The organism is Nocardia sp. NPDC005998 (assembly GCF_040614395.1).
GTDB lineage: Bacteria > Actinomycetota > Actinomycetes > Mycobacteriales > Mycobacteriaceae > Nocardia.
Genome location: NZ_JBEXUI010000003.1, coordinates 139,661 through 164,859 on the forward strand (window position 1 = coordinate 139,661; position 25,199 = coordinate 164,859).

Consider the following 25,199-nt stretch of genomic DNA (forward strand, 5'->3'; position numbering starts at 1 on the left):
TCCTGCATTCATTCGTCGTCTCCCGTCATCGCCCTGGCCCACGCCGGGTACACCGTCTTGTCGTCACCTCGGAAACCGGTATCTATCTCGGTTCCGGTCGGTAGCTTCCAGCGAATTACCAGCACTCCATCTTCCGTCATTACCTTGCCCGCATGTCCGCGTTCGGTCCGCACGGCCGTAATGGATTCCTGCGGAATCCAGAGCACCGTCGCACCGTCGCGCTCGAGCAGAATCCCCCGTTCGAACCGCGTAAGTTCCGCCGTGGCCCGGAAACCCAAGTCGCCCACCGTGATCCGGTCCTGCCAGCTGGGCGCGATGGTGCTGCCGAGATACAGCCCGGTGGTCGGCTCGAGCACCTGAGCGCCGAGATCACCCGGCACATGCGGTAGTTCGCCGATGCGTGCCACCTGGCGTGCCGCGCGGTTCTGCCAGCCGCGATACATCAGCCAGATGCACAGGGCGAACAGTACGAGCAGCCCGACCACCCACAGCGTTCTTTCCACTTACGGACCTCCCACCGCCTTGCCCTCACGGGCGGTTACCCGGCCTCGCAGCAACGTCGTTGTCACCCGAGCCGGGAACGTCATATCGTCGAACGGCGTGTTGTTCGAAATGCTGGCGAGCTCGGCGGCCCGCACGGTCCAGGTCGTATCCGGATCGACCAGCGTGAGATTGGCCGGTTCGCCCACCTCGATCGGGCGACCGTGCCCGTCGAGTCCGACGATCTCGGCCGGACGCTCGCTCATCACCCGGGCGACGCCGCGCCAGTCCAGCAGGCCGGGTTCGACCATGGTCTGCACGATGATCGACAGCGCGGTCTCCAGGCCGAGCATGCCGGGGCGGGCGACGGCGAATTCGCAGCACTTGTCCTGTTCGGCATGCGGGGCATGGTCGGTGGCGACGCAGTCGACAATCCCCTCGGCCAGCGCCTGCCGCAGTGCGACGGTATCGGAGACCTCGCGCAGCGGCGGGTTCACCTTATTGACCGCGTCGTAGGTCTCCAGGCGCGAATCGTCGAGCAGCAGATGGTGCGGGGTGACCTCGGCGGTAATCGAAATGCCCTGCGCCTTGGCCCATTTCACCAGTTCGACGGTGCCAGCGGTGGAGGCGTGACAGATGTGCACGCGGGCGCCGGCGTCGCGGGCCAGCAATGCGTCGCGCGCGACGATCGACTCCTCCGCGGCGCGCGGCCAACCGGCCAGGCCGAGGCGGGCCGCGGTCGGACCTTCGTGTGCGACAGCGCCCTTGGTCAGGCGCGGCTCCTCAGCGTGCTGGGCGATCAATACGCCGAGCGAGTTCGAGTACTCCAGCGCGCGGCGCATGAGCAGCGGGTCGTAGACGCAGTGGCCGTCATCGGAGAACATGCGCACCGCGCCGACTCCGGCGGCCATGGTGCCCATTTCGGCGAGTTGCTTGCCCTCCAGGCCGACGGTGACCGCACCCACCGGATACACATCGACCAGGCCGATCTCCTGGCCGCGCCGCCACACGTGATCGGTGACGACCACCGAATCGGCCACCGGATTGGTATTGGCCATGGCGAAGACCGCGGTGTAACCGCCGAGTGCCGCTGCGGCGGAACCGGTTTCGATGGTCTCGGTGTCCTCGCGGCCCGGCTCGCGCAAATGGGTGTGCAGATCGACGAAACCGGGCAGCAAGATCTGGCCCTGCGCGTCGATGACCTCGGTGTCCTCGCCGGTGTCGAGATCGGTGCCGATGGCGGCGATCATGCCGCCGCGCACGAATACGTCGACCGGCTCGCCCTCGCCGTACGGCCGAACACCCTTCAGCAGCAGACTCATGCGGCAGCCTCCTGGGTACCGACCAGCAGCCGGAACAGCACGGCCATCCGCATATGCACTCCGTTCGTCACCTGTTGCAGGATCGCCGCCTGCGATGAATCCGCCACGGGCGAGGCGATTTCCATACCGCGCAGCATCGGGCCGGGATGCAGCACCACCGCGTCCGCGTCCAGCATCGCGAGCCTGCGCTCGGACAGCCCGTAGTTGACCGAGTATTCGCGGGTCGACGGGAAGAATCCGCCGTTCATCCGCTCCTGCTGCACCCGCAGCATGAGCACCGCATCCGCACCGGGCAATTCGGCGTCCAGGCTGTGCGCGATCCGCGCTGGCCAGGTTTCCGCGCCGACCGGCAGCAGCGTGCGCGGCGCGACCAGTACCACTTCTGCGCCGAGGGTGTTCAGCAGGAACACATTCGAGCGCGCGACCCGGCTGTGCAGAATATCGCCGACGATGACGACGCGCTTGCCCTCGATATCGCCGAGACGCTGCCGCAGGGTCAGCGCGTCGAGCAGTGCCTGGGTGGGGTGCTGGTGGGTGCCGTCACCCGCATTGATGATCGCCGGACCGGAGCGGCCCTCGGCCGCTGCCCAGGCATCCATCCACCGCGCGATCTGGTGTGCGGCACCGGAAGCGGGATGCCGGACGATCAGCGCGTCGGCACCGGCGGCATGCAGGGTGAGCGCGGTGTCACGCAGCGATTCGCCCTTGGAGACCGACGAGCTGCTGGCGCTGACATTGATCACGTCCGCGCTCATCCACTTGCCCGCGACCTCGAAGGACACCCGGGTGCGCGTCGAGTTCTCATAGAAGACGGTCATCACCGTGCGGCCGCGCAGGGTCGGCAGCTTCTTCACCTCGCGACCGAGCAGCGCCTGTTCGAAGCGTTCGGCCTCGTCGAGCAGTTCCGTGGCAGTGGCGCGGCTCAGGTCGGTCACCGTCAGCAGATGCTTCACGCCGCCACCTCCCGCACCACGCGACGACCGCGAATGCGCTGGTCGAGGCCGGGGTCGGGTCCGGCGAGCCGGTTCACTGCGCTTCCTCCTGATGCAAGTAGACGCCGTCGCGGCCGTCGTGTTCGGTGAGCAGTACAGAGATGTCCTCGCTGCGGGAGGTCGGCACGTTCTTGCCGACGAAATCCGCGCGAATGGGGAGTTCGCGATGCCCGCGGTCGATGAGCACCGCGAGTTGGACGGCGCGGGGGCGGCCGAGATCACGCAGACCGTCGAGGGCGGAGCGAACGGTGCGGCCGGAGAAGAGCACGTCATCGACCAGCACGACCAGTGCGTCTTCGATACCGCCATCCGGGACGGAGGTGCGCTCTAGCGGTCGGTGCGGGCGGCTGCGCAGATCGTCGCGATAGAGGGTGATATCGAGCGAGCCCAGTGCCGGGCGTACGCCGGAGAATTCCTCGATCTTGTCGGTGAGCCGCGCGGCGAGCGTGGTGCCGCGGGTAGGAATGCCGATCAGCACCACGCGCGGTACGTCCGGCTCGCCCGAATCCAGGGCGGTCTTCTCGATGATCTGATGCGCGATGCGCGCGATGGTCCGGCCGACGTCGGAAGGAGACAACAGCTCACGTCCCGCGCTCACCCACTCCGGGGTGTGTCGCTGCGACGTTTCGGCAGCGCCGGACTTGGCGGCCCGTTCCTCGGGCACGGCCATGCCGACCTCCTTCCCCGCCTCACCGGACGGTCCGTTAAAGGATGTCTTACGGCATGCAGCCTAGCAGCGCCGATTACCCGGCTTTAACCAGGCATATCCCGCTGTGAGCGGGGCCACCCGAGCCCGGTGCGCCGGTCGCCCGCACGTTTCGGATCCTTCGGGCATTCCGGGCAGCGCGACGCAATCGACGCCGTTAAGGCTCACGCACCGCGACAACGACTCCGATCTCCGGATCGTGCAACGCCACGGGCCGGTCGAAGGCCGCGACCATATCGTCCCAGCTGTGGAATTCGGTGCGCCAGCCGTGTTCGTCCAGCCAGGTTCTGGCATCGGCCCCGAGGCCGGTGCGCGGCCGGTCCACCCCCTCATCGCCACGGACCAGCCGTTTGAGTTCGGTATAGGGTCGGGCATTTTCGTCGACGGCGAAGCGGCTGACGCCGAAACGACTTCCCGGAGCGGATAATTCGGTCAGTGTGGTGACCACGTGCAGTGCATATTCGTGGGTCAGATAGCCGAGGACGCCCTCATCCACCCAGTGCGTCGGCAGTTCCCGCCGAAACCCGTACTCACCGAGCAACTTTGCCCAGTCCTCGCGCAAATCGGTAGCCAGCACCACGCGTTCGCAGCGCGGTACCGCCTGCGCCGCGGCGAGGACCGGCTCCTTGAATGCGAAAAGCTCCGGCAGATCGATCTCGAACACTCGCACATCGGCGGGCAGCGGCATGCGAAATGCTCTGGTGTCCAGACCCGCGCCGATCAGCACGATTTGGCGTATCCCCTGTTCGATCGCCGCGGCGACCCGGTCATCGACGAGCCGGACACCGACCGTGCGGCCCTCGAAGAACGTCTCCGCGACCTGTTCGAGCCGCACCCATCGCTCCGTGCCCCCGTCGACGTCGTCATAGGCGCTTCGCGCGGCATCCACGAACAACCGCGCGAACGGATCGTCGTACAGCCGGTCCGGCCGCGCGGATTCCTTGGCTCGGATCACCGCGACTCCGATCGCGGTCAACGCCACACCTGCCCTCGGCACCTTCGGATGCGTTTCGGTCATTGCTGCCTCCCTAATAGTTTACTTGCCGCCCGGCTAGTAATCCGAATATAGCGAGGACGCTAGGCTTCTACTAGCCGGTCGTCAAGCAAAAATGGGAAGGACGCCATGGACGGACGTCGCAGCGATACGCGCGAGCGAATTCGTTCGGTCGCAATGGAATTGTTCTCCGAGCGCGGGTACGAGAAGACCTCCCTGCGCGAGATCGCCGACCGCCTCGGCGTCACCAAGGCCGCGCTCTACTACCACTTCCGCACCAAGGAAGACATCGTCGCCAGCCTCTCCGACGACCTGCGCCGTGGTATCGACGACATCGTGACCTGGGCCGAGAGCACACCATCCGGCCCGGATCGAGCCAATGAAATCCTCACCCGCTACGGCGCCCTCCTGCACGGCATCGGCCGCCCGATGGTGCGCTTCTGGCACGAAAACCAGCCTGCCTTCCGCCAGCTCGATTTCGGTTCCAGCATGCGCTACCAATTCCGCGTCCTCGCCGACCTCATGGCCGGTGCCGACCGCCCGGCCCTCGCCGTCTTCCGTGCCCGCGAAGCCCTCCTCGCCATCAGCTGGAGCACCGCCATGATGGGCGATCTCCCGCTCACCGATGACGAGTGCTACGCCGAAGCCGTCGATATCGCCAAGGACATCCTCACCAAGAACTGAATTGATGTCCGTTTCTCGCTAGCACATATGTTCGAATCGGCGTAGATTCGGCGGCATGTCGACACCGCTGCAAGGATCGCTGCTCGACGGATTCGGCGAGATCGAGGTCGGAAGCCTTACCGGCATTCGACGGACGATATTGACCCATGGGGCATGGGTGGATGTGCTGCCCGGGTGGTTGTCGGGGGCGGATGTGCTGTTCGAGCGGCTGGTAGCCGGGGTGCCGTGGCAGGCGGAGCGGCGGCCGATGTATGACCGGGTAGTGGATGTGCCGCGGCTGCTCCACTTCTACGAGGAGGGTGCGACGCTGCCGGACCCGTCACTGGACGAGGCGCGGGCAGCATTGAGTGCGCACTACCGCGACGAGCTCGGCGAGCCGTTTCGCACCGCGGGACTCTGCTACTACCGCGACGGGCGCGACAGCGTGGCCTGGCATGGCGATACTTTCGGACGCGGGGCGACCGACGACACCATGGTGGCCATCGTTTCGATCGGTGCGCCGCGAGCGCTACTGCTGCGACCGCGCGGGGGCGGCGCGAGCATTCGATATCAGGTCGGCCACGGCGATCTGCTGGTGATGGGCGGCTCGTGCCAGCGCACCTGGGAGCATGCGGTACCGAAGACGCGCAAGCCGACCGGCCCGCGGATCAGCATTCAATTCCGGCCGCGCGGCGTCCGCTGAGTGACGCGGCCGACGATTTGTTGACCTCAACCACGGTTGAGATCAGAAGCTGATCTGCATGAGCGCAAAGACAATTCAGCCGGTGGTCGAGGACAACACGGTCGACCACGCCGACGATATCGCCGCGATCGAGCAGATCATCGCCAATGTCCAGACCGCGTACAACACCAATGACGCCGACTTGATGACCGCCGACTTCACCGCCAATGCGGCGGTGGTCAATGCGGTCGGCGCCCTCATGGTCGGCAAAGATGCGCTGCTCGAGGCGAATCGACAGGGACTGGCGGGATTCCTGAAGGATCAGTACGTCCGTTACGACGTCGCCGACATTGTCTTCCTGCGGCCCGATATCGCGATCGCGCACAAGGTCGCGCGTGCGACAACCGCCGATGGTGCACTGATCGATCTCGATCACGCCATGATCGCGTTGTACGTCCTGGTGAAGGAGAACGGTCGGTGGTGGACCGCGGCCAGGCAGAACACGCTGGTTCCGCAGGCGAAATAGCCGCAGCGAAGGGGCAGCGGCGACGCTGCCCCTTCGCATGATCAGTTCGGCGCGAGCGGTTCCGCGGTAGTGCGTTGTTCAGGAGTCGGCAAACGACGTCGGCGAACGGCCGCGGCATGCGACCAGATCGCCCGCTGGACCTCCTCCGTCGGCGCGCCCCCGCCCCGTCGGGCCAGCACCTCGGCGCGGGCCTGGCGTGCGACATTCACATTCCGGCGGTACTGCCGGAAGATCTGCACCTCACCATTGCGGTCTTCATCCAGGTACTCATAGTCCATGCCGTAGTACGCATAAGTGCCGAGCGTCGCGAGCATGGTCCCCCACGAACGCAGCTGATCGGCTGCCCCGAAAATCGTCACCAGGCCGCCGATGCGATCGACACGTTCCCATCCGGTGGGGATACCGACGAAATTCCAGTCCCGCTCCCCCGGCCCCTTCGCCCGCCACTCCCGCAGTTCGGCCACCGCGGCGTCCAGTCCGAAGGTCTGCCAGCGGACGGTCCCCTGCGAACCATCGCGGAACGGCAGCCGCCTGCGCAGGCCGATGGCTGCGGCGCGGGTGAATACGGTCAGATCCGAAGGCACCAGCACAATCGGATCCGAGGGCGCGGCATCGAACGGATTCGGATCCAGATGCGCCGGATCGATCACCACGAGCGTGCCCGGCCGTCGCTGATAGGCCAGCCCCCACAGCAGCCGGGCGAGCACCCGCGCACCGCGCCAATCGGAGAGCACATGCCAGGTGTCGTGAAAACGATTGGTGGCGAAGCGGAAATCGCTGCCGGGGCGCAGGCTCAGCACCGTGTACACGCGCCCATCGAGCACCATGGTGCGCCGATGCAGTTTCAACAAATTGTCGGTGGCCGAACCCGGGCGCGGCCGTTTGTATTGCGCGGCCACGTTCACCTCCAGTCCGCCTCGCGTGCGTTCCAGGAGACCACGGCCGTCCGCGAGCGGCAACGGATTATTTCGCGGGCAATCGAGATGAACAGTGTTCCAGAGCACAGCGCCGACCGGCCCGCCCCGATAGATTGGCGTTATGAGCAATCCTGGGGCGGGGGTTTTGGCCGTGATGCCGCTACATACGATCAGCGAGGTCTACGGCGAATCCGGACTGCGTGAACGACTCCTTTTCGAAATCTCCGAACTATCCGACGCCGAGCGTCTCACCGCCGCGCTGGATCTGGCCACCGAACTGCATCGCGATGATCGCTACGGGCGCGAACCGTATTTGAGTCACCTATTGCGCGTCGCGATTCGTATCGTCAGCCATTACGAGGTGCGCGACCCGGACGTCATCGCGGCCGGACTGCTGCATGATTCGGTCGAGGATCATCCCGTGGAACTGGCCGGAGCCCGTCCCGGCGCACCGACCGATGCCGCACTCGCCGAACTTTCCGCGCGATTCGGTGCCCGTGTCGCGGAACTCGTCGCCGCCGTCACCAATCCCGAACCGGATCCGGCTGTCGATCGGCACGAGCAATACCGGGAACACGTCGCGGCCAATCTTGATCGCGCGCCCTGGGCTCGCATCGTCAAACTCTCCGATTTCACCGATAACGGTGTCGGCATCCTGTATGCCGACAGTCCGGCAATGCGCAAACTCGCCACCAAATACCGCCCGCTCACCGATATCTATCGCGAACTCGTGACCCGCCAGGACACACCGCTTGCCGAGCACGTCAAACGCCGTATCCTGCACCAGCTCGATAGCGCCGACGAACGTTTCGACGCGATCCTCGCGCGGGATCAGGGCTGACCATTACCTGCAAGCAGTCGCTACGCTCGCACCACCGATTCGACCAGTTGACGAACCGCCGCGAGCAGGCGATCGGTCTCCCCCGCACGCGCCAGCCGCGGCACCTGTTCACCGCCCAACGCACCGAGCAGCAACCTGCCCACCACCTCGGCATCCAGATCCGGGCGGGCCTCCCGCAGTAGCGCGATGATATGTGCGTCCCAGAATTCGTGGATCTCGGCGGCCTGTGGATGCGGCGGGCCCTGTAGGTAGGCAACCGTCAACTCGATGTTGTCGGTCATCAATCGGACGAATGCCTCGAAGAAGGCCACCAGCCGCTCCCCGGCTGGCGCCCCCGGTCCCAGCGGCGGCGGTCCGGTCCGCACGGCATCCATCAGTGCGAATGTGCCCTCGGCTATCAGTTCGTGCAGCAACCCGGCGCGATTGCCGAAGCGATGGAAGATCGTGCCCTTGCCGACCCCGGCGGCGGCCGCGACCCGATCCATGGTGAGCGCGTCGGCACCGTGTTCGGCAAGCAGCGCGGCGGTCGCGGCCAGTATCGCCTGCCGGTTTCGTGCGGCATCCGCGCGTTCCCTCGGACGTTCGTCGGTCATTCCATCACTTTCATTGACAAGTTGACCGTCGGTCCATATTGTTTCAGAAACATCTGGACCGACAGTCAAGTTATGGAGTTATCGATGCAGGCAATCGTAATGACGGGCGTAGGCGGACCCGAGGTCCTGGTCGCCCAGGACGTCCCGACACCGCATCCCGGCCCGGGTGAGCTGGTGATACGCACCGAGGCGGTACCGGTGCTGTTCCCGGAGACCAAACTGCGCTCGGGCGAGTTCCCGATGCCGGTCGAGCCACCGGTGGTCTTCGGCTTCCAGGCCGCCGGTGTGGTCATCGAGGCCGGAGCCGGGGTCGATGCGGCATTGATCGGCCGACGCGTTGCGGTGGATACCGTCGGCTTCGGCTCCTACGCCGAATTCGTCTCCGCGCCAGCGTCTTCCGCTACCCCGATCCCCGACGGCCTGGCATCGGCCGATGCGGTCGCGGTCCTGATGAATGGTTCGGTGGCGCTGCCGCTACTCGAGACCGCGGCACTCACCGGCACTGAAACCGTGCTGATCGAAGCCGCCGCAACGGGAGTCGGTAGTGCACTCACCCAGCTCGCCAAGGAGCGCGGCGCGGCGCGCGTCATCGCAACCGCGGGTGGTCCCGAAAAGTGCACACGGGCCAAGGAATTGGGGGCCGATGAGGTCATCGACCACAACGCCGCGGACTGGCCCACCCGACTGGCCGAAATCCTCGACAGCACAACGCTGGACGTCGTCTTCGATTCGATCGGCGGCGCCAGCGCCCTCGCCCTGCTCGATACCATGACCCCGCTGCGTGGCCGAATGCTCAGCTATGGTTGGCTTTCCGGCACTCCCGCGCAGGTCTCGGCCATGGATCTGATCACCCGCGGCCTCACCCTGACCGGTTGCGCCGGGCCGAACTGGCTCGCCGAAGTAGCGCGAGCCCGCCCCGCGGTCCTGAACCGAGCCGCCACCGGAACCCTCACTCCCCGTGTCGATTCGGTGCTACCACTCGACCAGGCGGCCAAGGCACACCAGCTCATCGAGGAGCGCTCCCCCATCGGCAAGATCGTCCTACAGCCCTGATTCCGGCGGGTTCGCGGGCACCGATCGCCGGGAAAGGTGCGTGAAATCGACTGTGACCTTTGATGTTTCCCGTGAGACCATGGAATTCACCGCATGCACTATTGCGCTGTATGCATCCAATCGATGCCGCTGACACGGGCCGTCAGGGCCGCCGCGCGAAGGCGGGCGCATGTTCAGGCAGGATGCCCCGGGCGATCAGGAACGGGGGGACGGTCCGCAGCACGGGGATTCGGCGCAGTACCCGCACCGCTAAGGGGGCCTTGGCGGCATGGGCGACATCGATACGGCCGGATAGCGCGGGGCGAATCGCGAAGGCGTGCAGAAATCGTTGCATGCCCTGGGTGACGGATGTCGGGATGCTGCGGCGGCGCTGCACCTTGGCCAGGTCATGGGTTGTCACTGTGCCCGAAACCAATGGCGCGGCCAGGATTCTCGCGGTGGCGACGGCGTCCTGGACAGCGAGGTTGATACCCACGCCCCCCGCCGGGGACATCGCGTGGGCGGCGTCGCCGATACAGAGCAGGCCGTCGGTGTACCACTTGTCCAGGCGATCCAACTTCACTTCGAGCAGTTTCACATCGTCCCAGTCCCGCAGCGCATCAACCCGATCGCGCAGCCACGGCGCGGTGTCGGCCATGCTGCGCACGATATCGGCGACGGGACCGCGGCGGGCCACCGCATCACTGCCCTTGGCGATGAGGGTGGCGACCTGCCAGTAGTCGCCGCGGTCCAGCATGACCACGGCGCGTTCGGCGCTGAGCAGCGCAAGCAATCCGGCCGGGTCGATATCGGTGCGTGGCAGGCGGAACCACCACACATCCATCGGCGTCGGCCAGCGGTGCGACCGGAGCCCGGCCGCGGCCCGCAGCACCGAGTCGCGGCCATCGCAGGCCACTGTGAGATCGGCCCGGATCTCACCGGTGCCGCCGTCGCGGGTCCGGTAGGTGACCCCGGCGATCCGGTGACCCTCCCGAATCACCCCTGTCGCCTCGGTATTCATGCGCAGCAGGAAGGTCGGTTCGCTATCGGCCACCCGCGCCAACAGGTCGAGCAGATCCCACTGCGGCACCATCGCGATGTATTTGTATTTGCCGGGCAGGTGGTCGAGGCTGAATACGGCCTGCACCGAACCGCGGATCGGCAGTTGGATCGTATTCAGTTTGCGCGCGGGGAGTTTCGCGAATTCCTCCGCCAGCCCTAGTTCATCCAGCAGGTCCAGGGTTGTGGGATGTACGGTGTCGCCGCGGAAGTCGCGCAGGAAGTCCTTGTGCTTCTCCAGGACGGTCACGTCGATACCGGCGCGGGCGAGTAGGAGTCCGAGCACCATTCCGGCCGGACCGCCACCGACCACCAGACACGTCGTGCGCTCGGCCACGCGGGGCCTCCCTCCGTGCTTGCGCGCGCCGGACGGACATTCCGCGGGCGCGGATGTATCGGTTCCCTTGGCTCAGCTCCATGGTAGGCCGGGTGGCCGAGCGAAGGTCCGGAAATCGTCACCGCGCCAACCGAAACCCGCCGATAACAGCTGGTCAGCGGCGCAGGATGAAGAAGTATGGCTCGCCAATCCCCCGCATATCCATGACCCCGAGCAGCGTATCCGCAGCTAGGCGCCGGAAGTGGTCGATGATCGGCAGGTGGTCGTAGACCATCGCGGCACTCACCACACCGCGGTACTCGATATCGCGCAAACGCGCTGCGGGCCTGCGTGTTCGGATTGCCGGACCGATCACCGGCAATAACTTCCGCACCGCCTCGACACCCGCGACCGGCACCTTGCCAGCCAGGCCGAGGGGGACCCGGCGTGGATCGACAGCGAAAATATTTCCCGATGCGTCGGCGAACAGCAGCGGATGCACCGAATCCGGATCGTCGAACTGTTTGCCGTACCAGCCCGAGGCGACGAGCACTCCTGCGAACGGATGTCCGGTATCGAGTTCCTCGCCCCGCCAGCGCCCGAGCGTGACCTCTGCGACCCTGGCCGCGGGCAAACGATCGAACAGCTCCCACGCATGCTCCGCGGTGCACCGACCACCGGGCAGTTCCGCCAGCTCGACAGCGGCCGACCCCGCGTCTCCCACCTCGGCCATCTGCAACCCTCTCACCGACCGAAACATTGCAAGAGAAACCCTATCTGTCTCTCAAAGACTCGGTACGACCGCCACCCCGGACCGAATCCCCTACCCGGGAAGGCAGCAGGTCCAGCCTCAGAAGGGCGCGTCGGCCGCGATCTGCCCGACCTCCGGCAGATAGGGGTCGAGTTCCCCGGATTCGAACCGCGACATACCGATGACATGCCAGAACTGTCCGGCGGTATTGCCTTCGAACTTGTAGCGACCATCCGGCGCGAGCGCCGCCCATCCTTCGGTCAGACCGAGCAGAATCGCCCGGATCGACGGCACGACGCCGACATCACCCTGCGGACGCGACCACACGATGATGTTCCCGTCATCGCCACCACTGGCCAATACCCGGCCGGACGGGTCGAAGCTCAGCGACCAGACCCGGCGCTTATGTCCTTCGAGCGTATGCAGATGACGTCCGGATGCCATATCCCACAGTCGGACGACCAGATCGTCGCCGCCGGTGGCCAAGGTGCCGGTGTGCGGGTCGACCGCGGCGGTCCACAGTCGGCCGGTGTGCCGGGTCAGGGTGTGCAGCGCGTCGCCGGATTCGATATCCCAGATGCGGGCCGTGGTGTCCCACGAGACGCTGGCCACCCGATCGTCGTGGAAGGCGACCGCATACACCCGGTCCCGGTGTCCGCGCAGCGCCCGCAGGAGCCGGCCGGAGCGCACATCCCAGAGCCGCACGATGGAATCGTCACAGCCGGTGGCCATCAGCGTGCCGTCGGCACTGAATGCGATCGAGCGCACCCGCCCGCGATGTTCGGCGCAGACGGCGTGCAGCGCACCGGTGGTGCGCACCCAGATGATCACCGTATCGTCGTCGTTGGCGGTGGCCACGAAGTCGCCGGTGGGGTCGAAGGCAATCGCCCAGATCGGCGCGGATTCGACAGTGATGTGTCGCTCGTACAGGTCGGTATCGAGATTGAACAGGCTGAGCCGCCCGTCATTGCCGACCATGCCGAGCTGCTGCGGCCGCACCGCGCTGAACACCGCCGATTCGAAGGTGAGCAGACGATCCTCGCTGCCGATCAGCCTGCGGACCAGCCGACCGGTCACCGGGTCCCAGAGCCGCACCACACCGTCGTTGCCGACTCCGGCGAGCAGTGTGCCGTCGGTGTTGAAGGTGACGGTGCGGACCTGGCGGCCGTGACCGGTCAGGGTGTGTTTGCAGGTGCCGGTGACCGGATCCCAGAGTCGGGTGGTGAATTGGTCATCGGTAATGGCCAGTTGGGCGCCGTCCGGGCGGAAGGCGAACGGCCAGATCGAGCCGGTGTGTGCGGTGAGCCGGTGCCGCAGTTCCCCGGTCGCGCTGACGCGCAGGCACACCAGCCCAGCACTGTCGCCCGAGGCCAACACTTCGCCGGACGGATCGAAGGCCAGCCAGTAGATGGCCGCACTGTGGTCGGTCAGCGCCTGTCGTTCGACATCGGTGTCGGCATCCCACAGCCGCAGTCCGCCATCGGTATCGCCGCTCGCCAGGATCGGCAGATTCGGATGGAAGGTCACGGTGTACACCCGTCCGGTATGACCGGGCAGATCGCGAATCTTGCGGCAGCTCAGCGGATCCCAGAGCGCCAGCGTGCCGTCGACGCCGCCGACCGCGAGCAGCTCACCGGTCGGGTTGAACGCGATCCGGAACACCGAGCCGGAGGCACCGCTGAATTGGCCGCTCTCCCTGCCGGTTTCGATGTCCCACAGCCGTACGGTCCCGTCTCGGTAGGCGGCCGCGACAAGTGGTCCGTGAATCGCCAGGCTGTAGATCAGTTCTCGGTCACTGGCGGCGGGGCGGCATTCGTGGCGGAGTTCGCCGCTGGGCAGTGCCCAGAGGCGCAGCACCCCTTCGGCGTCGCCGGTGGCCAGCAGATCACCGGCGGGGCTGAGTACCACGGGCCATGGCCAGTTCTTGTGCCCCTGCAGAATTCGGCGCAGTTCACCGGTGGCGGCATCCCAGATGGCGACGGTGCCGTCACCTGATCCCGTGATCAGCACCGTCTCGGTAAAGGCCACCGCGAAGGCTCTGGCCCGATGTGTCTGCAGCGTGCGCAGCGGTCTACCGGTCTCGCTGTCGCAGATGAGCACGCCGCCGTCATCGCTGCCGATGGCGAGGGTGCCGCCGTCCGGATTGTAGGCGACCGGCTGCGGCAGTCTGCCGTGTCTGGCGTGGAAGCCGTGCCGGACTCCGATTGCGGCCGGGGCGAATTCGGTCTGTGCCGCGGCCCCGGGCACCCAGGCCGCGCCGCGCAGATCGGTGCCGCTGGGGGTGCCGGTGACATCGATCAGGGCGGCGCGGGTCCAGCGGCTGCCGCTCGCCCGCGATCCGGTCAGATCGGTGTGCACCAGTCGCGCACGGGTCAGATCGGCCTCGCCGAGATCCGCGCCGACCAGGCTGGCCTCGTCGAGCCGGGCGCCGACCAGTCGCGCACCGTGCAATACGGCGCGGTCCAGGTTGGTGCCGACCAACCGGGCGCCGGTGAGGTCGGCTCCGGTGAGATCGACATCGCGCAGATCCCGGTAGGACAGATCTTCCCCTACCAGGCTCGCACCGCGCAGGTCCGCGGTCGGCGCGGTACGCAGCCTGGTTGTCACCCGAATGGCATTGGTGCGCGAGACATCATCGGCCGCCTGGTCCGCAAGCACACCGTCGGCCCATGCGCGCAATGCCCGGTTGTCGGCGAGATCGCAGAGGAAGTCGATCGAAAGTTGCGATAGCGGCGCTTGGGCGAGCTGTACGGGCGCTGCGGTTCCGACCTCGAACTGTTCGGCGATGTGGTTGGCCACCAACCATTCCATTACCGAGGAATGGATGAAGCCGAACAGGTTGTCCTCGGTGCGCACCAGCAGACTGCCGGAGCCGATGGCATGTGCCGACTGCTGCACCGACAGGCGCGTCGACCCGGTCAGTTCGGCCAAACCCGCCACCACGTCGGTCAATTCGGATAGCCGCAGATACGGTTCGGTGGTCTCCCAAATGCGCAGTGCGAATGCGGTCACCCCCAGCCACAATTCGTGCAGGCGCAGCCCGGGCAGCGCGCCGGCGACGCCCGCGGTCCGGTCGGCCTCATAGGTCAGCCAGGATTCCAGGATCTCCCGGTACAGCCCGGCCGGACCCACCGCCTGCTTGGCGCCCGCGGCCGCGCGCAGCCGCCGTTCGTCCAGATCGGCGATGAAGCCGAGCATTCTCGGATTCTGTGCGAGTCCGAGCAGATCTTCGATACCGGTGATCAACCCCATTCGGGCATCCGCGCGGCGCGCATCGCCGTCGTAGCGGTTGGTCAGGAAGGCGTGGATCTGCGCGGGGGCGAAGTCCTCGATGCTGACGATGCGTCGATCCTGGAGCAGCCCGACCCTTTCGCCGAGCGCGGTGAGCACCTGGGCGCGGGATTCGAAATGCTGGGTCCGGCTCGCCACAATGATCTTCGCCTTGCCGACCGCGGCTTGCAGCAGGGTCTCCAGATGGTCGGCGGCGAAGTCGTAGCTGATCCGGGTGACGAGTTCGTCGAAACCATCGAACAGCAGCACCACGCGACCCTCGCGCAGCATGTAGTGCAGCGCCTTGAGATCGATCCGATCCTCACCGTGGTTGGCCAGATGTGCGGCGACCAGACCGTCCACCGAATGCGTTTTGTCCAGTGCACGCAGATCGATGAGGATCGGGATCAGCGCGGGCATGGTTTCGGTGATGCGCCTGGCCAATTCGCGCAGCGCGAAGGTTTTGCCGCGGCCGAAATCGCCGAGTACCAGGATGAATCTGCCGTGGTCGGCGGCGACCACTTTCATCAGTTCACCCACCAGATCGTCACGGATCAGTTGGTCACCATGTTCAAGGATCCGGAAGCGTTGCGGCACATACAGATCCGGCGGATAGGTGCGATCGCTACGCAACCGCGCCGCCTGATGGGTGAGATAGTCGTCCAGATCGAGCAGGCCTTGGAATTCGGTGAAGCTGCGCACCCGCAGACCATGGCTGGCGGCCTCCTCGCGCAGTGAACGCGGCGGCGCCGCACCGCGATAGACGAGTTCGGAACCGTATTCCGGATCGTGGCCGAGGAAGTCCTCCACCACCTGCCGCGTCATATCGCCGACGTGCACACCGATGCGCCACTGGGCGATGACCTCGTCGTCCTCCCTGGTAATGAGCAGATGCGGCGGCTCCACCTCGACGCAGCGGATTTTCGCACCGGGATAACGGGTTTCGCATACCTCGGCGACGCGCTCGAGCAGCCGCCCGTGCGGGTCGACCGCCGGTGCCTCGGCGGGCGGTTCGGGGAGTTCGGGCTCGTCCGGACCGAGGAGTTCGGGTTGTTTGGCCGTTGGCAGCGCAGCCGTGGTCTTCAACCAGTCCAATTCGAGTTGCCCGGTCGTATCACCCCGTCCGGAGAACCGGGCCAGTCCCGCGGCGGTGAGCTGGATGATCTCATCGCGGCCCGGCGCGGCGGCGGGCAGCACGGGTAGTGTGCCGTCGAGCCGATCCAGATGCGGCCCGCCGGGTCCCGGGCCGTGCACCAGCAGATTCAACCGGCTGCCGAGCAGCCGCGACAGGGTGTCGGCGTCGCGCAGCAGATCCGGATCATGCGCGGGCGTACCAGCACCGGGCAGCGGATCGTGCCGGATGACGCCGAGGCGCAGCCATCCGTTCTCCTCGAACGGGCGCAGCCGCTCGGCAAACCACGCCGCCTGGGGTTCCCCGATCCGGCCGTAATCGTCCTCGGGCAGATGGGTTGCGGCCATGGTGGAATTCAATCCGGCCACCACGACACGCAATTCGGGAATCGGGAACAGCGTCCATGGCTGTCCGACATCGAAGACGAGGTGATCCAGCCCCTGATATAGCGCGGCGAACATCCGCGCGTACTGCTCCAGCTTCGGGAAGTACGGCGGCTGCGGCTTGCGATCGCGGGCCTCGCAGCCCAGAAAGTACGCGTGGCAGGCGGGTTTGGATACATCGTGATTGCCGGGCACCACGATCAGCCGATCCGGACCGAGACCGAGTAGCGTGCGCAGTCCGCTCAGAAAGGTCAGCGCCTCGTCGACCTCGCGTGGACGGCCGGATTCGGTCATATCACCCGAGACCACGATCAGATCCGGCTTGGTCACCCCCTGATTCACCAGATGGGTGACATTTGCGTGGATGCGCGCCTGCAATTCGGCCGCGGTGCTCGGCTCGTCCGGACCGAGCAGGCCGCGACCGAATCGTGGTCCCGCCACGTGCAGCACCGAAATGCCGGTGCGCTGCTCGTCGCGCTGCGCGGCACCGGGAAAGGCCGGAGCCGACACCGGCGTGCGGCGGCGCAGCACGGATTCGACAGTGTCCGAAAGGGTTTCGGCGGCGAACCGGTCCAACCCATGGGCAGGGCCATCATGCGGAAAGCCCGGTTCCGACGGCGGCTTGGCCCGCCCCGCGAGTAGATGTCCGACCCGCTCCAGCAGGATTCGGCGCGCCTCATCGGCGCTGGGCACCCGTACCAGATCCAGATAGGTGATGGTGGCGAGCAGGCCCTCCAGTGCGCATTCGGCGATGCGCACCGGCATCAGCTTGCCCGGATCGGTTCGGTAGGCCGCCTGCCATTCCATGGTTCCGTAATACGAACCGAGATAGTTCTCCGACAGCACGACCAGCACCACCGCCGATTCGCGCACGCCGCGATCCATAAAATCGATGAAGTTCGTGCCCGGTACAAAATCCCAGGCCTGGATGAGGGTGGTGTAGCCAGCGCTCTCCAACTGCCAGGCCAACCAGGTGGCCCAACGCTCGTCGGCCGGTGAATAGCTGATGAAGAAGTCCCGCCGCCCGCCCGAAGTCACAGCATCAGTATGCCCCGAGGGGTCGCCACACCAAACGGAAGAAGATCAATGCGAAGCGAGGCGAATAGAGAAGTGCCCCAGCCGATATGCTGCATGATGGGGCATGTGTCCGAACAGGTCGATTCCACTGCGGAGAACCCGCCGTCGAGTGCCCTGACGCCCGCACCGGCGGCCAGATGGGGGCTGAGCACGCTGGATCGGGTCCGGCTCGGACTGTTCGCGGCCGGGCTGCTGTGTGTGGCAACCGGGTTGCTGCCGCGGGCCGAGGCCGCCGACAATATGCGCCGGATCGGGCCACTGCTGCTGTTCCTGTGCAGTGTGATTATTCTCGCAGAGCTCACCCGACAGGCGAAGGTCTTCGATGTGATCGCCCACCGGCTGGCCATTCTGGGCCGGGGCTACTATCCGGCGCTGTTCCTGCTCTGTGTGCTCTTCGCATCGGCGACCACCACCCTGCTCAATCTCGATACCACCGCCGTCCTGCTCACCCCGGTTATGCTCGCGCTGGCCACACCGGCCCGCATTCCGCCGCTGCCCTTGGCGATGACCACGCTCTGGCTGGCCAATACGGCGAGTCTGCTGCTGCCGGTCTCCAATCTCACCAATCTCCTCGCCGCCGATCGAGTCGCGTTGCGCGCCACCGATTTCGCGGCGCGGATGTGGGCGCCGCAGTTGGTATCGATCATCGCGACGATGGTGTGCCTCTGGATCTGGTATTGGCGGCGCGGTCGACGCGAGACCGACCGATACGTACCGCCGGAGCCGATCCGCCCGGAGAATGCCAGTGAGCGCACGCTGCTCTACACGACGGCGGGCGCATGTCTGCTTTTCATCCTGGCCATACCGTTCGTGGGTGACCGGATCGGCATCGCTGCCACCCTCGCCGCCGCCATCGCGGTGGCGGCCTTCGCGATCCTGGACCGATCCTCGCTGCGCTGGTCGCTGATCCCCTGGCAACTCCTGGTTTTCGTGGTCGGACTCTTCCTGCTGGTGCCGACGCTGAGCCGATTCGGTCTCGCCGATGCGATGCGCGCGCTGATCGGTGACGACTCCGGCACTGTCGGGGCCTTCCGCGCGGCCGGGGCCGGGGCCGGACTATCCAATATCGCCAATAATCTTCCGGCCTATACGGCCGGTGAGGCGGTCATTCCGGAAAATCATGGGGATCAGTTACTCGGCTTGTTGATCGGCACGAATATCGGGCCGATTGTGACGCCGTGGGCGTCGCTGGCCACACTGCTGTGTCTGGAGTTCTGCCGGAAGCATGGGGTGCGGGTGCCGATGCTGCGGTTCGTGCTCACCGGCCTCGGGCTGGCAGTGGTCGCGACGGCAGGAGCGGTCGCGGCACTACTCGTGACCGGATAGGCGCACTTCACCTCGGCCCGGCAGACCGGTGACGATGACGTCGGCGGCCGACTTGACCAGTAGCGTCAGCTCCGGGAGCATTTCGCCGCTCGCGGCAATGAAGCTCACCTCACCGATGGGCAGATCCAGGCGATCATCGAGCGGTGCGCCGTCGAAATCGGTAAGGTGCAAGCCGGATTCGCGGGCAAGCAAGGTTCCGGCCGGGAGATCGACAAAACCGGCGCGATAGCCGACGAAGCCGTCGATATCGCCGCGCGCGAGCATGACCCAGCACAACAGCGGCGACCAGAGTTGGATCAGCCGGCGCGAGCCGGATTCCAGGGACAGACGCAGGGCACGTGCGGCCGCATCGGTGCGACCCACCGGATACCCCTGCAACCAGGCCAGAGTCGGCGCGGATGCGCTGGACCGATGTGGCGGGCGGCGGATCGGGCCGCCGGGTCCGATCGCGCCGCCGCCGCGCACGGCCGACCAGGTGCGGTCCGATACCGGCTCGTGAATTACGCCGAGTACCGGGATTCCGTTGTGGCACAGGGCGATACCAACAGTGCAGACCGGCAGGCCGATGGCGATGTTATTGGTGCCATCCAGCGGATCGACGACCCAGCACCAGGCATCGTCCACCCCATCGAGACCCGACTCCTCGGCGAGGATGCGGTGATCGGGAAAGGCCCGACGTATATGGCCGACAATGAGATGTTCGGCGCGTACATCCAGATCAGTGACCAGATCACCGGCCGCATCCTTGACCCGCACGGTCAGCGATCCGGCCAGACCCGCACGAATCGCCCGACCCGCCTCGACCGCCGCCTCGACCGCGACCGACCGCGCGAGCGCGAGGATCGCCTCCGGCGGCTTTTCGCGCAATGCCCCGATCCGGACCGCGTCGGCCCGATTCACCTGGGGGGCAGCCAGATTCATCACGTCGCTCGCTCGCATCGGTCCTCCAGCTGTTCCGGCACGGTACTCAGATGATCCAGCACGGTCTCGGCGGCCTGCCGGATTTCGGTTGTGGTGCACGCGGTTCGGTGCACCCAGTGGTCGGCGGTGGCGAGGCCACCGAGCGATCGGTCCGGTCGGCCGGGTCGAGCCTCGCCGAGCACGACGGTGGCCGCCTCGCCCAGTACGTCGGAGACGTGAAATACCCCGTGCGGCAACGTGTATACATCGCCCGAGTGGAAGTGCTCGGTCGATCGGGTACGGCTGGTGACCAGTTGCGCGGTCGCGCGCACCACGTCACCATCGGCGGCACTGTGGATTTCGAATATCCGGTGCGTCGGCCGATCCGTAGCACCTGTCACGTCGAGAATCTGGTTGCCGACCTGGCCATATAGCACAGCGCTCAGCAGATCCCAACTGTGCGCGTGCATCGGCGAGGTCGTCGGCTCGGCGCGCAGACCCGCGGTCCAGACGTGCACGCAGACGCCGCGACCGCCGCCACGCCAGACCGGAAAGCACAGGAACCCCAACGGATGTCGGACCGGGCTGACCTCGACGCGACCGTCCAGCACACCGGTCATCAGGTCGTGGGTCCAGCGGCGCACGGTGCCGTTTGCGACCGCGCGCCGCTCGCTCGACGAGACGCGCCCCGCCGCGTCGGAGCCGATCAGCGTTAGGAGACGGTCGTAGTCGTTCATTCAGTACGGATTCCTCGGCTGTAGCGCGCGGCGCACGATATCGGCGACATCGCGATCGGTGTAGGAGGCCGGTAGTGCGAGACCGAGCGCATCGAACAGCCCGCGGGTCTGATCGACGGACGGCTCATCGGCCAGCGGCAGCTCCTCGCTGCGGCTGAGCGGCACCTGCCTGGCCTGCTTGAAACTAGCCACCAGTTCCCGGTTGAAGTCCCGGTAGTAGGGCTTGTCCCGTTCGAACATCAGGGCCGGGGTGTTCGGATTGTCCTGGGTGACAATGACGCAACTCGACGACAGGTCCCAGCGGAAGGTCGTCATCACCGTCGACAGACCGACATCGATGGTCAGGAAGGTGAAGCGCTGCCGGTACCAGCAGGCGGCAAGGACCGTCGCGAAGGACTCCTTGCGAGTGCGTTCGGTGGTCCACAGTTCGCCGGTGCGGTCGGCCTCCGGGACCAGCGACGAGCGGAATTGCGCATAGGTCTTGCACAGCTGCTCATTGGTCGGATCGAGGACCTCGACCTGGATCCGCAGCGGACGCTGTTCGCGGCGGGCGTTTTCGACGCATTCGCGCAGTGTGACGGCCCGCAGATAGGTCCCGGTGCCGCCTTTGAACAGCCATTGTTCGGTGCCACGCCGCGCGAGGGTATGCGCGTGCCCGATCTCCGGACCGTACAGCAGCTGCACCGAATTCGAATCCCGAATTGCCTTGGCCGACAGGTGCCGATCACGCAGCAGCGTGGTGGCCAGCAGACCGAGCACCAGCAGGATGACGGCGTTGATCAGATCCGCATCGAAGAAGCCGATATCGATCAGCGAGATCACACCGAAGATGACCGCCAGAACCAAGGCGACGAGACCGTCGATATTGTTCCGCAGCCAGATCAGCACCCGTGCCATAGGTTTTCGGCCTCCCCTTGGGTTTCCACCCAGGATAGGTGCACCGGTGTCGACGCAGCGAGCGAACCGTCAAGTCCCGCTGGCGGACCGGTGCGTCGACACGGCGTCCAGTCGCGCGGTGAGGAGTCGGCGGGCTCGGTCGTAGGGGGCCGATTCGCCGAACAGCAGCGCGTCCTGGGCCGCGGTGCGTGCGATGGCGTCGAGTTCGAAGGCGAGGTCGGCGGGCTCGTTATCGGCGGCGATCTCACCGAGGTCGACGGCCTCGCCGACGGTGGTTTCATAGAGCCGCAACCAGTCTCGCCGCGATGCGGCCACGGCGTCGTGCACCCGGCCCGGACGGGCATCGAATTCCGCGACGGCGGACAGGAAGAAGCAGCCACCGCTGAAGTACGGCTTGGCGGCATAGTCCAGCCAGGACTCGGCCAGCGCCCGGACGCGGCGGATACCAGCGGGTGCGCGTCGCGCAGGCTTCACCACATGTGCGACGAAGACCTCGACGGCCGCGCGGACGGTGGCGAGCTGGAGTTCCTCCTTCGAGCCGAAGTGCGCGAAGACGCCGCTCTTGCTGAGGTCGAGTTCGGTTGCCAGGCGCCGGACGGACAGGCTTTCCAGGCCCTCGACCGAGGCGATATCCATCGCGCGGTCGAGGATGACGCGGCGGGATCGCTCACCGCGCTCCAAACGCTTGTCGACCTTGGTCTCGACGGTCATCGGTACCTGCCTTTCGTCGAGGTCGAGCATAGTCGACGGACGGTTGTCCCAGTTGTTTTGCACAGAATTATCTGGATCATCCTGTCGTTCGCCTGGTCTTGACAGACAACTTCGGGCACAAGTAATAGTACGACTGTCCACATAGTTCACCGTAGCCACAAGCTAGCGCCGCCAATCGGCAGCATTTACCGCTACCGGAGAGGCGGATTGCAGTGCAGAGTTGGCACAGAATCGGCAGATCTGTGGACACATCGGCCGCTCGAAAACTTGGGACGAGCGTCCACTTTGTTTAGATGAGAGGACAGATCATGCGCGCTATTCAGCAGGAGCACTGGAGTGGGCCCGAAACCATGCGACTCGTGGACATCGAGCGGCCAAGACCCCTGTACACCGAAGTGCTGGTGAAAGTCATTGCGGCGGGGGTGAATCCGGTCGATTGCTTCAGCAGGGAAGGGCGGGCGTACGCCGATGCGCGGACGCTGCCTTTCGTCAACGGCTGGGATGTCGCCGGAATCGTCGAGGAGGTCGGCTACGGCGTGACCCGGTTCCGGCCCGGCGACCGGGTGTACGGCATGCCGTGGTTTCCGCGCGCGGCGGGCGCCTACGCGGAGTATGTGACCGCGCCGTCGCACCAATTCGCCCGCATGCCAACGGGTTCGAGTTTCACCGAGGCGGCGGCACTGCCATTGGCCGCGCTGACGGCCTGGCAGATGCTCGTCGACATCGCGAAAGTCGCTCCCGGACAGCGCGTTCTGGTATCCGCCGCGGCAGGCGGGGTCGGCCACCTCGCCGTGCAGATCGCAAAGTCGTTCGGGGCCTATGTAATCGGCACCGCGCGCTCGGCCAAGCACGACTTCCTCGCCGAACTCGGCGCCGACGAGACCATCGACTACACGACGACCGATATCGCCGCCACGGTCCGCGATGTCGATATCGTGATCCAGATGTACGGCGGCGATCCGGCGCTGCGCATGCTCGAAACCTTGCGTCCCGGTGGCATTCTCGTCAACGGACAGGCGGCATGGACACCCGGAATGTACGAGCGCGCGGCCGAACTCGGCGTGCGTGCCAGCACCTTCCTGGTTGAACCCGACCGCGCGGACCTCGAATCACTGACCGATCTGGTCGAAAAGAATCAACTGCGCCCACACGTCGAAACGGTGCTGCCGCTCGAACAGGTGGCCGAGGCACACCGACTGATCGAACAGGGCCGAACCACAGGGAAGATCGTGCTCACCGTTGCCGAGTGACCCAGGCCACACCATGGCTCCTTGACCTCGAGTGCAGTTGAGGAACCAAGATCGATCCGTGCCCAGGTTCGCCGAATGCGGCGCACGTCGAAGCGCGCCGCCGAGCCCGGCACCCCCGAATCCGCGAGCCGGTCAGCGTCGATGACTCGCGGTTCGCTCCCACTGGGCCAGTACACCCACCAGTGGGAGCGCGGGTGGGCGCAGCCCATGCACAGCCTGAAACGCCAACAGCCGCACACCATTTCGGTGCGCGGCTGCGCGAGTGACGATCAAGCGGAGACGGCGATCTCCCACTCGTACACGGTGAGTTCCGACGACCCGGTGGTGTGCACCGGGTCGGTGAACGCGATCTCGCGGGCGGCTTCCAGACTTTCGGCGCGGATCACGTAGGCACCGCCGGAGCCGTCGGTGAACCGTCCGCTCTCCACCAACTGCCCACGCTCCAACAGCTCGTTCAAAAACTGCCGGTGCGGTTCGATGGTGGCCGGGTCGAAAGATGGTTTGCGCATCGCCATGACCAGGTACTTATTGGTCACGCCTGCGGCTCCGGACGCGGCGCCCTGGTCGCCGCGGCGGCGGCGCGCACCTGCGGGGCCACCAGCACGACCTGGCCGAGCACACCATTGACGAATCCGGGCGAATCGTCGGTGGACAGCTCCTTGGCCAACTCGACCGCCTCGTCGACGGCGACCACCGGCGGAACATCGTTGGCGTGGAACAACTCCCACACCGCGATGCGCAGAATGGCCCGGTCGACGGCAGGCAGCCGGGACAGCTCCCAATCCTTGAGATAGGACTCGATGGTGCCGTCCACCCGATCCAGATCGTCGGCGACGCCCTCGACCAGGGTCCGGGTGTAGGCGTGCACCGGGGCGACCGCCTGATCCTGGGTGGCCAGTTCGACCCGCTCGCTGAGCAGGTCGGCCGCGTCCACGTCGCGCGCTTCTGCTTCGAAGAGCAGGTCGACCGCCCGGCGGCGGGCCTTGTGGCGCGCGCCGAGCTTCTTGAACGTGGACTTCTTGTCTACGGGCTGTTCCGCCACAGCAGTCATTATCCCTGTTTGCCTGGAGGGGCGATCAGGCGTTGACTCGGCCGAGGTAGCTGCCGTCGCGCGAGTCGATGCGCAGCTTGTCGCCGGTGTTGATGAACAGCGGGACCTGCACCTCGGCGCCGGTCTCCAGGGTGGCAGGCTTGGTGCCGCCGGTGGAGCGGTCGCCCTGCAGGCCGATATCGGTGTGCTGCACCTCGAGCTCGACGGTGACCGGAAGTTCGACGTAGAGCGGCGCGCCCTCATGGGTGGCGACCTGCGCGACCATGTTCTCCAGCAGGAAGCGGGCGCTGGGGCCGATGGTCTCCTCGGCGATGGAGATCTGGTCGAAGGTCTGGCCGTCCATGAAGACGTAATCCGTGCCGTCGTGGTACAGGTAGGTCATATCGCGACGGTCGACCGTGGCGGTCTCCACCTTGACGCCCGCGTTGAAGGTCTTGTCGACGACCTTGCCGGACAGCACGTTCTTCAGCTTGGTCCGCACGAATGCAGGGCCCTTACCCGGCTTGACGTGCTGGAATTCGACGATCTGCTGGAGCTGACCGTCGATCTTCAGCACGAGGCCGTTCTTGAAGTCGCTGGTGTCCGCCACTG

At 66.1% G+C, this 25,199-nt stretch carries 24 protein-coding genes; 7 read left to right on the forward strand and 17 right to left on the reverse strand.

Annotated elements, in window-relative coordinates:
* Positions 1-8 precede the first annotated feature (8 nt).
* The 5 genes from ABZ293_RS07070 to ABZ293_RS07090 all read right to left on the reverse strand — a co-directional run bounded on the left by ABZ293_RS07070 (position 9) and on the right by ABZ293_RS07090 (position 4,518).
* Positions 9-503 (reverse strand): transporter, encoded by a 495-nt coding sequence (locus tag ABZ293_RS07070; RefSeq protein ID WP_354950864.1) that lies wholly within the window; start codon positions 501-503, stop codon positions 9-11.
* Positions 504-1,802 carry a dihydroorotase gene (locus ABZ293_RS07075; protein WP_355178112.1) on the reverse strand — a complete coding sequence of 433 codons (1,299 nt, stop codon included), beginning with the start codon at positions 1,800-1,802 and terminating at the stop codon, positions 504-506.
* Positions 1,799-2,755 (reverse strand): aspartate carbamoyltransferase catalytic subunit, encoded by a 957-nt coding sequence (locus tag ABZ293_RS07080; protein WP_355178114.1) that lies wholly within the window; start codon positions 2,753-2,755, stop codon positions 1,799-1,801. Before ABZ293_RS07080 ends, ABZ293_RS07075 begins: the two co-directional genes overlap by 4 nt.
* A gap of 73 nt (positions 2,756-2,828) precedes the next feature.
* On the reverse strand, positions 2,829-3,464 hold the full coding sequence (gene pyrR / locus ABZ293_RS07085; protein ID WP_354950858.1) for a bifunctional pyr operon transcriptional regulator/uracil phosphoribosyltransferase PyrR: 636 nt from the start codon (positions 3,462-3,464) through the stop codon (positions 2,829-2,831).
* A 193-nt stretch (positions 3,465-3,657) separates the two neighbouring features.
* Positions 3,658-4,518 carry an SAM-dependent methyltransferase gene (locus ABZ293_RS07090; RefSeq protein WP_355178116.1) on the reverse strand — a complete coding sequence of 287 codons (861 nt, stop codon included), beginning with the start codon at positions 4,516-4,518 and terminating at the stop codon, positions 3,658-3,660.
* 105 nt (positions 4,519-4,623) lie between these two features.
* On the opposite strand from ABZ293_RS07090, the gene ABZ293_RS07095 reads away from it, so the two are divergent.
* From ABZ293_RS07095 to ABZ293_RS07105, 3 genes are read left to right on the forward strand one after another with little or no spacing between them, the layout of a single operon-like run.
* Entirely contained in the window at positions 4,624-5,178 is a 555-nt protein-coding gene (locus ABZ293_RS07095) for a helix-turn-helix domain-containing protein (RefSeq protein WP_355178118.1), read from the forward strand.
* A 55-nt stretch (positions 5,179-5,233) separates the two neighbouring features.
* A complete protein-coding gene (locus tag ABZ293_RS07100) occupies positions 5,234-5,860 on the forward strand; it encodes an alpha-ketoglutarate-dependent dioxygenase AlkB (protein ID WP_355178120.1) in 627 nt (208 codons plus the stop codon).
* Between the two features lie 58 nt (positions 5,861-5,918).
* Positions 5,919-6,365 carry an SgcJ/EcaC family oxidoreductase gene (locus ABZ293_RS07105; RefSeq protein ID WP_355178122.1) on the forward strand — a complete coding sequence of 149 codons (447 nt, stop codon included), beginning with the start codon at positions 5,919-5,921 and terminating at the stop codon, positions 6,363-6,365.
* A 41-nt stretch (positions 6,366-6,406) separates the two neighbouring features.
* On the opposite strand, the gene ABZ293_RS07110 is transcribed toward ABZ293_RS07105, so the two are convergent.
* Positions 6,407-7,264, reverse strand: a complete 858-nt coding sequence (locus ABZ293_RS07110; RefSeq protein WP_355178124.1) for a hypothetical protein — start codon at positions 7,262-7,264, stop codon at positions 6,407-6,409.
* Between the two features lie 139 nt (positions 7,265-7,403).
* Between ABZ293_RS07110 and ABZ293_RS07115 the strand changes: the two genes are divergently transcribed.
* Complete coding sequence (locus ABZ293_RS07115) at positions 7,404-8,123, forward strand: HD domain-containing protein (RefSeq protein ID WP_355178126.1); 720 nt, start codon at positions 7,404-7,406, stop codon at positions 8,121-8,123.
* A gap of 20 nt (positions 8,124-8,143) precedes the next feature.
* Here the strand turns inward: ABZ293_RS07115 and ABZ293_RS07120 are convergent, their stop codons facing one another.
* Positions 8,144-8,716 carry a helix-turn-helix domain-containing protein gene (locus tag ABZ293_RS07120; RefSeq protein WP_355178128.1) on the reverse strand — a complete coding sequence of 191 codons (573 nt, stop codon included), beginning with the start codon at positions 8,714-8,716 and terminating at the stop codon, positions 8,144-8,146.
* 84 nt (positions 8,717-8,800) lie between these two features.
* Here ABZ293_RS07120 and ABZ293_RS07125 point away from each other — a divergent pair, with 84 nt between their 5' ends.
* A complete protein-coding gene (locus ABZ293_RS07125; protein ID WP_355178130.1) occupies positions 8,801-9,769 on the forward strand; it encodes a zinc-binding dehydrogenase in 969 nt (322 codons plus the stop codon).
* A 142-nt stretch (positions 9,770-9,911) separates the two neighbouring features.
* Here ABZ293_RS07125 and ABZ293_RS07130 read toward each other — a convergent pair whose 3' ends face one another.
* The 3 genes from ABZ293_RS07130 to ABZ293_RS07140 form a co-directional block, all read right to left on the reverse strand.
* Entirely contained in the window at positions 9,912-11,144 is a 1,233-nt protein-coding gene (locus ABZ293_RS07130) for an FAD-dependent oxidoreductase (protein ID WP_355178132.1), read from the reverse strand.
* A gap of 154 nt (positions 11,145-11,298) precedes the next feature.
* On the reverse strand, positions 11,299-11,856 hold the full coding sequence (locus tag ABZ293_RS07135) for a DUF4334 domain-containing protein (protein WP_355178134.1): 558 nt from the start codon (positions 11,854-11,856) through the stop codon (positions 11,299-11,301).
* 117 nt (positions 11,857-11,973) lie between these two features.
* Positions 11,974-17,697, reverse strand: coding sequence for a TIR domain-containing protein (locus tag ABZ293_RS07140; RefSeq protein WP_355178136.1), 5,724 nt, complete (start codon positions 17,695-17,697; stop codon positions 11,974-11,976).
* A 105-nt stretch (positions 17,698-17,802) separates the two neighbouring features.
* Between ABZ293_RS07140 and ABZ293_RS07145 the strand changes: the two genes are divergently transcribed.
* Positions 17,803-19,062 (forward strand): SLC13 family permease, encoded by a 1,260-nt coding sequence (locus ABZ293_RS07145; RefSeq protein WP_355178138.1) that lies wholly within the window; start codon positions 17,803-17,805, stop codon positions 19,060-19,062.
* On the opposite strand, the gene ABZ293_RS07150 is transcribed toward ABZ293_RS07145, so the two are convergent.
* From ABZ293_RS07150 to ABZ293_RS07165, 4 genes are all read right to left on the reverse strand, one after another.
* Positions 19,045-20,001 carry an inositol monophosphatase gene (locus ABZ293_RS07150; protein ID WP_355178140.1) on the reverse strand — a complete coding sequence of 319 codons (957 nt, stop codon included), beginning with the start codon at positions 19,999-20,001 and terminating at the stop codon, positions 19,045-19,047. The two genes, ABZ293_RS07145 and ABZ293_RS07150, sit on opposite strands and share 18 nt — an antisense overlap.
* The gene (locus ABZ293_RS07155) at positions 19,983-20,699 is read right to left on the reverse strand and encodes a hypothetical protein (protein ID WP_355178142.1); all 717 of its coding nucleotides are present in this window, start codon (positions 20,697-20,699) and stop codon (positions 19,983-19,985) included. The genes ABZ293_RS07150 and ABZ293_RS07155 overlap by 19 nt, the downstream gene beginning before the upstream one ends.
* Positions 20,700-21,596 (reverse strand): hypothetical protein, encoded by an 897-nt coding sequence (locus tag ABZ293_RS07160; RefSeq protein WP_355178144.1) that lies wholly within the window; start codon positions 21,594-21,596, stop codon positions 20,700-20,702.
* 69 nt (positions 21,597-21,665) lie between these two features.
* On the reverse strand, positions 21,666-22,307 hold the full coding sequence (locus ABZ293_RS07165) for a TetR family transcriptional regulator (RefSeq protein ID WP_355178146.1): 642 nt from the start codon (positions 22,305-22,307) through the stop codon (positions 21,666-21,668).
* A gap of 293 nt (positions 22,308-22,600) precedes the next feature.
* Here ABZ293_RS07165 and ABZ293_RS07170 point away from each other — a divergent pair, with 293 nt between their 5' ends.
* Positions 22,601-23,557 carry an NADP-dependent oxidoreductase gene (locus ABZ293_RS07170; protein ID WP_355178148.1) on the forward strand — a complete coding sequence of 319 codons (957 nt, stop codon included), beginning with the start codon at positions 22,601-22,603 and terminating at the stop codon, positions 23,555-23,557.
* 269 nt (positions 23,558-23,826) lie between these two features.
* Here the strand turns inward: ABZ293_RS07170 and ABZ293_RS07175 are convergent, their stop codons facing one another.
* From ABZ293_RS07175 to efp, 3 genes are read right to left on the reverse strand one after another with little or no spacing between them, the layout of a single operon-like run.
* Positions 23,827-24,093, reverse strand: a complete 267-nt coding sequence (locus ABZ293_RS07175; RefSeq protein ID WP_355178150.1) for a YciI family protein — start codon at positions 24,091-24,093, stop codon at positions 23,827-23,829.
* Positions 24,090-24,599, reverse strand: coding sequence for a transcription antitermination factor NusB (nusB, locus tag ABZ293_RS07180; RefSeq protein WP_355178152.1), 510 nt, complete (start codon positions 24,597-24,599; stop codon positions 24,090-24,092). The genes ABZ293_RS07175 and nusB overlap by 4 nt, the downstream gene beginning before the upstream one ends.
* Positions 24,600-24,633: 34 nt before the next feature.
* The gene (gene efp, locus ABZ293_RS07185; RefSeq protein WP_355178154.1) at positions 24,634-25,197 is read right to left on the reverse strand and encodes an elongation factor P; all 564 of its coding nucleotides are present in this window, start codon (positions 25,195-25,197) and stop codon (positions 24,634-24,636) included.
* Positions 25,198-25,199 lie beyond the last annotated feature (2 nt).

Excerpts from the sequence above, each read along its gene's own strand:
- ABZ293_RS07075 (WP_355178112.1), bottom strand. The coding sequence starts at position 1,802 with ATGAGTCTGCTGCTGAAGGGTGTTCGGCCGTACGGCGAGGGCGAGCCG.
- pyrR (WP_354950858.1), bottom strand. The coding sequence starts at position 3,464 with ATGGCCGTGCCCGAGGAACGGGCCGCCAAGTCCGGCGCTGCCGAAACG.
- ABZ293_RS07090 (WP_355178116.1), bottom strand. The coding sequence starts at position 4,518 with ATGACCGAAACGCATCCGAAGGTGCCGAGGGCAGGTGTGGCGTTGACC.
- ABZ293_RS07095 (WP_355178118.1), top strand. The coding sequence starts at position 4,624 with ATGGACGGACGTCGCAGCGATACGCGCGAGCGAATTCGTTCGGTCGCA.
- ABZ293_RS07100 (WP_355178120.1), top strand. The coding sequence starts at position 5,234 with ATGTCGACACCGCTGCAAGGATCGCTGCTCGACGGATTCGGCGAGATC.
- ABZ293_RS07105 (WP_355178122.1), top strand. The coding sequence starts at position 5,919 with ATGAGCGCAAAGACAATTCAGCCGGTGGTCGAGGACAACACGGTCGAC.
- ABZ293_RS07115 (WP_355178126.1), top strand. The coding sequence starts at position 7,404 with ATGAGCAATCCTGGGGCGGGGGTTTTGGCCGTGATGCCGCTACATACG.
- ABZ293_RS07120 (WP_355178128.1), bottom strand. The coding sequence starts at position 8,716 with ATGACCGACGAACGTCCGAGGGAACGCGCGGATGCCGCACGAAACCGG.
- ABZ293_RS07125 (WP_355178130.1), top strand. The coding sequence starts at position 8,801 with ATGCAGGCAATCGTAATGACGGGCGTAGGCGGACCCGAGGTCCTGGTC.
- ABZ293_RS07135 (WP_355178134.1), bottom strand. The coding sequence starts at position 11,856 with ATGGCCGAGGTGGGAGACGCGGGGTCGGCCGCTGTCGAGCTGGCGGAA.
- ABZ293_RS07150 (WP_355178140.1), bottom strand. The coding sequence starts at position 20,001 with ATGCGAGCGAGCGACGTGATGAATCTGGCTGCCCCCCAGGTGAATCGG.
- ABZ293_RS07155 (WP_355178142.1), bottom strand. The coding sequence starts at position 20,699 with ATGAACGACTACGACCGTCTCCTAACGCTGATCGGCTCCGACGCGGCG.
- ABZ293_RS07160 (WP_355178144.1), bottom strand. The coding sequence starts at position 21,596 with ATGGCACGGGTGCTGATCTGGCTGCGGAACAATATCGACGGTCTCGTC.
- ABZ293_RS07165 (WP_355178146.1), bottom strand. The coding sequence starts at position 22,307 with ATGACCGTCGAGACCAAGGTCGACAAGCGTTTGGAGCGCGGTGAGCGA.
- ABZ293_RS07170 (WP_355178148.1), top strand. The coding sequence starts at position 22,601 with ATGAGAGGACAGATCATGCGCGCTATTCAGCAGGAGCACTGGAGTGGG.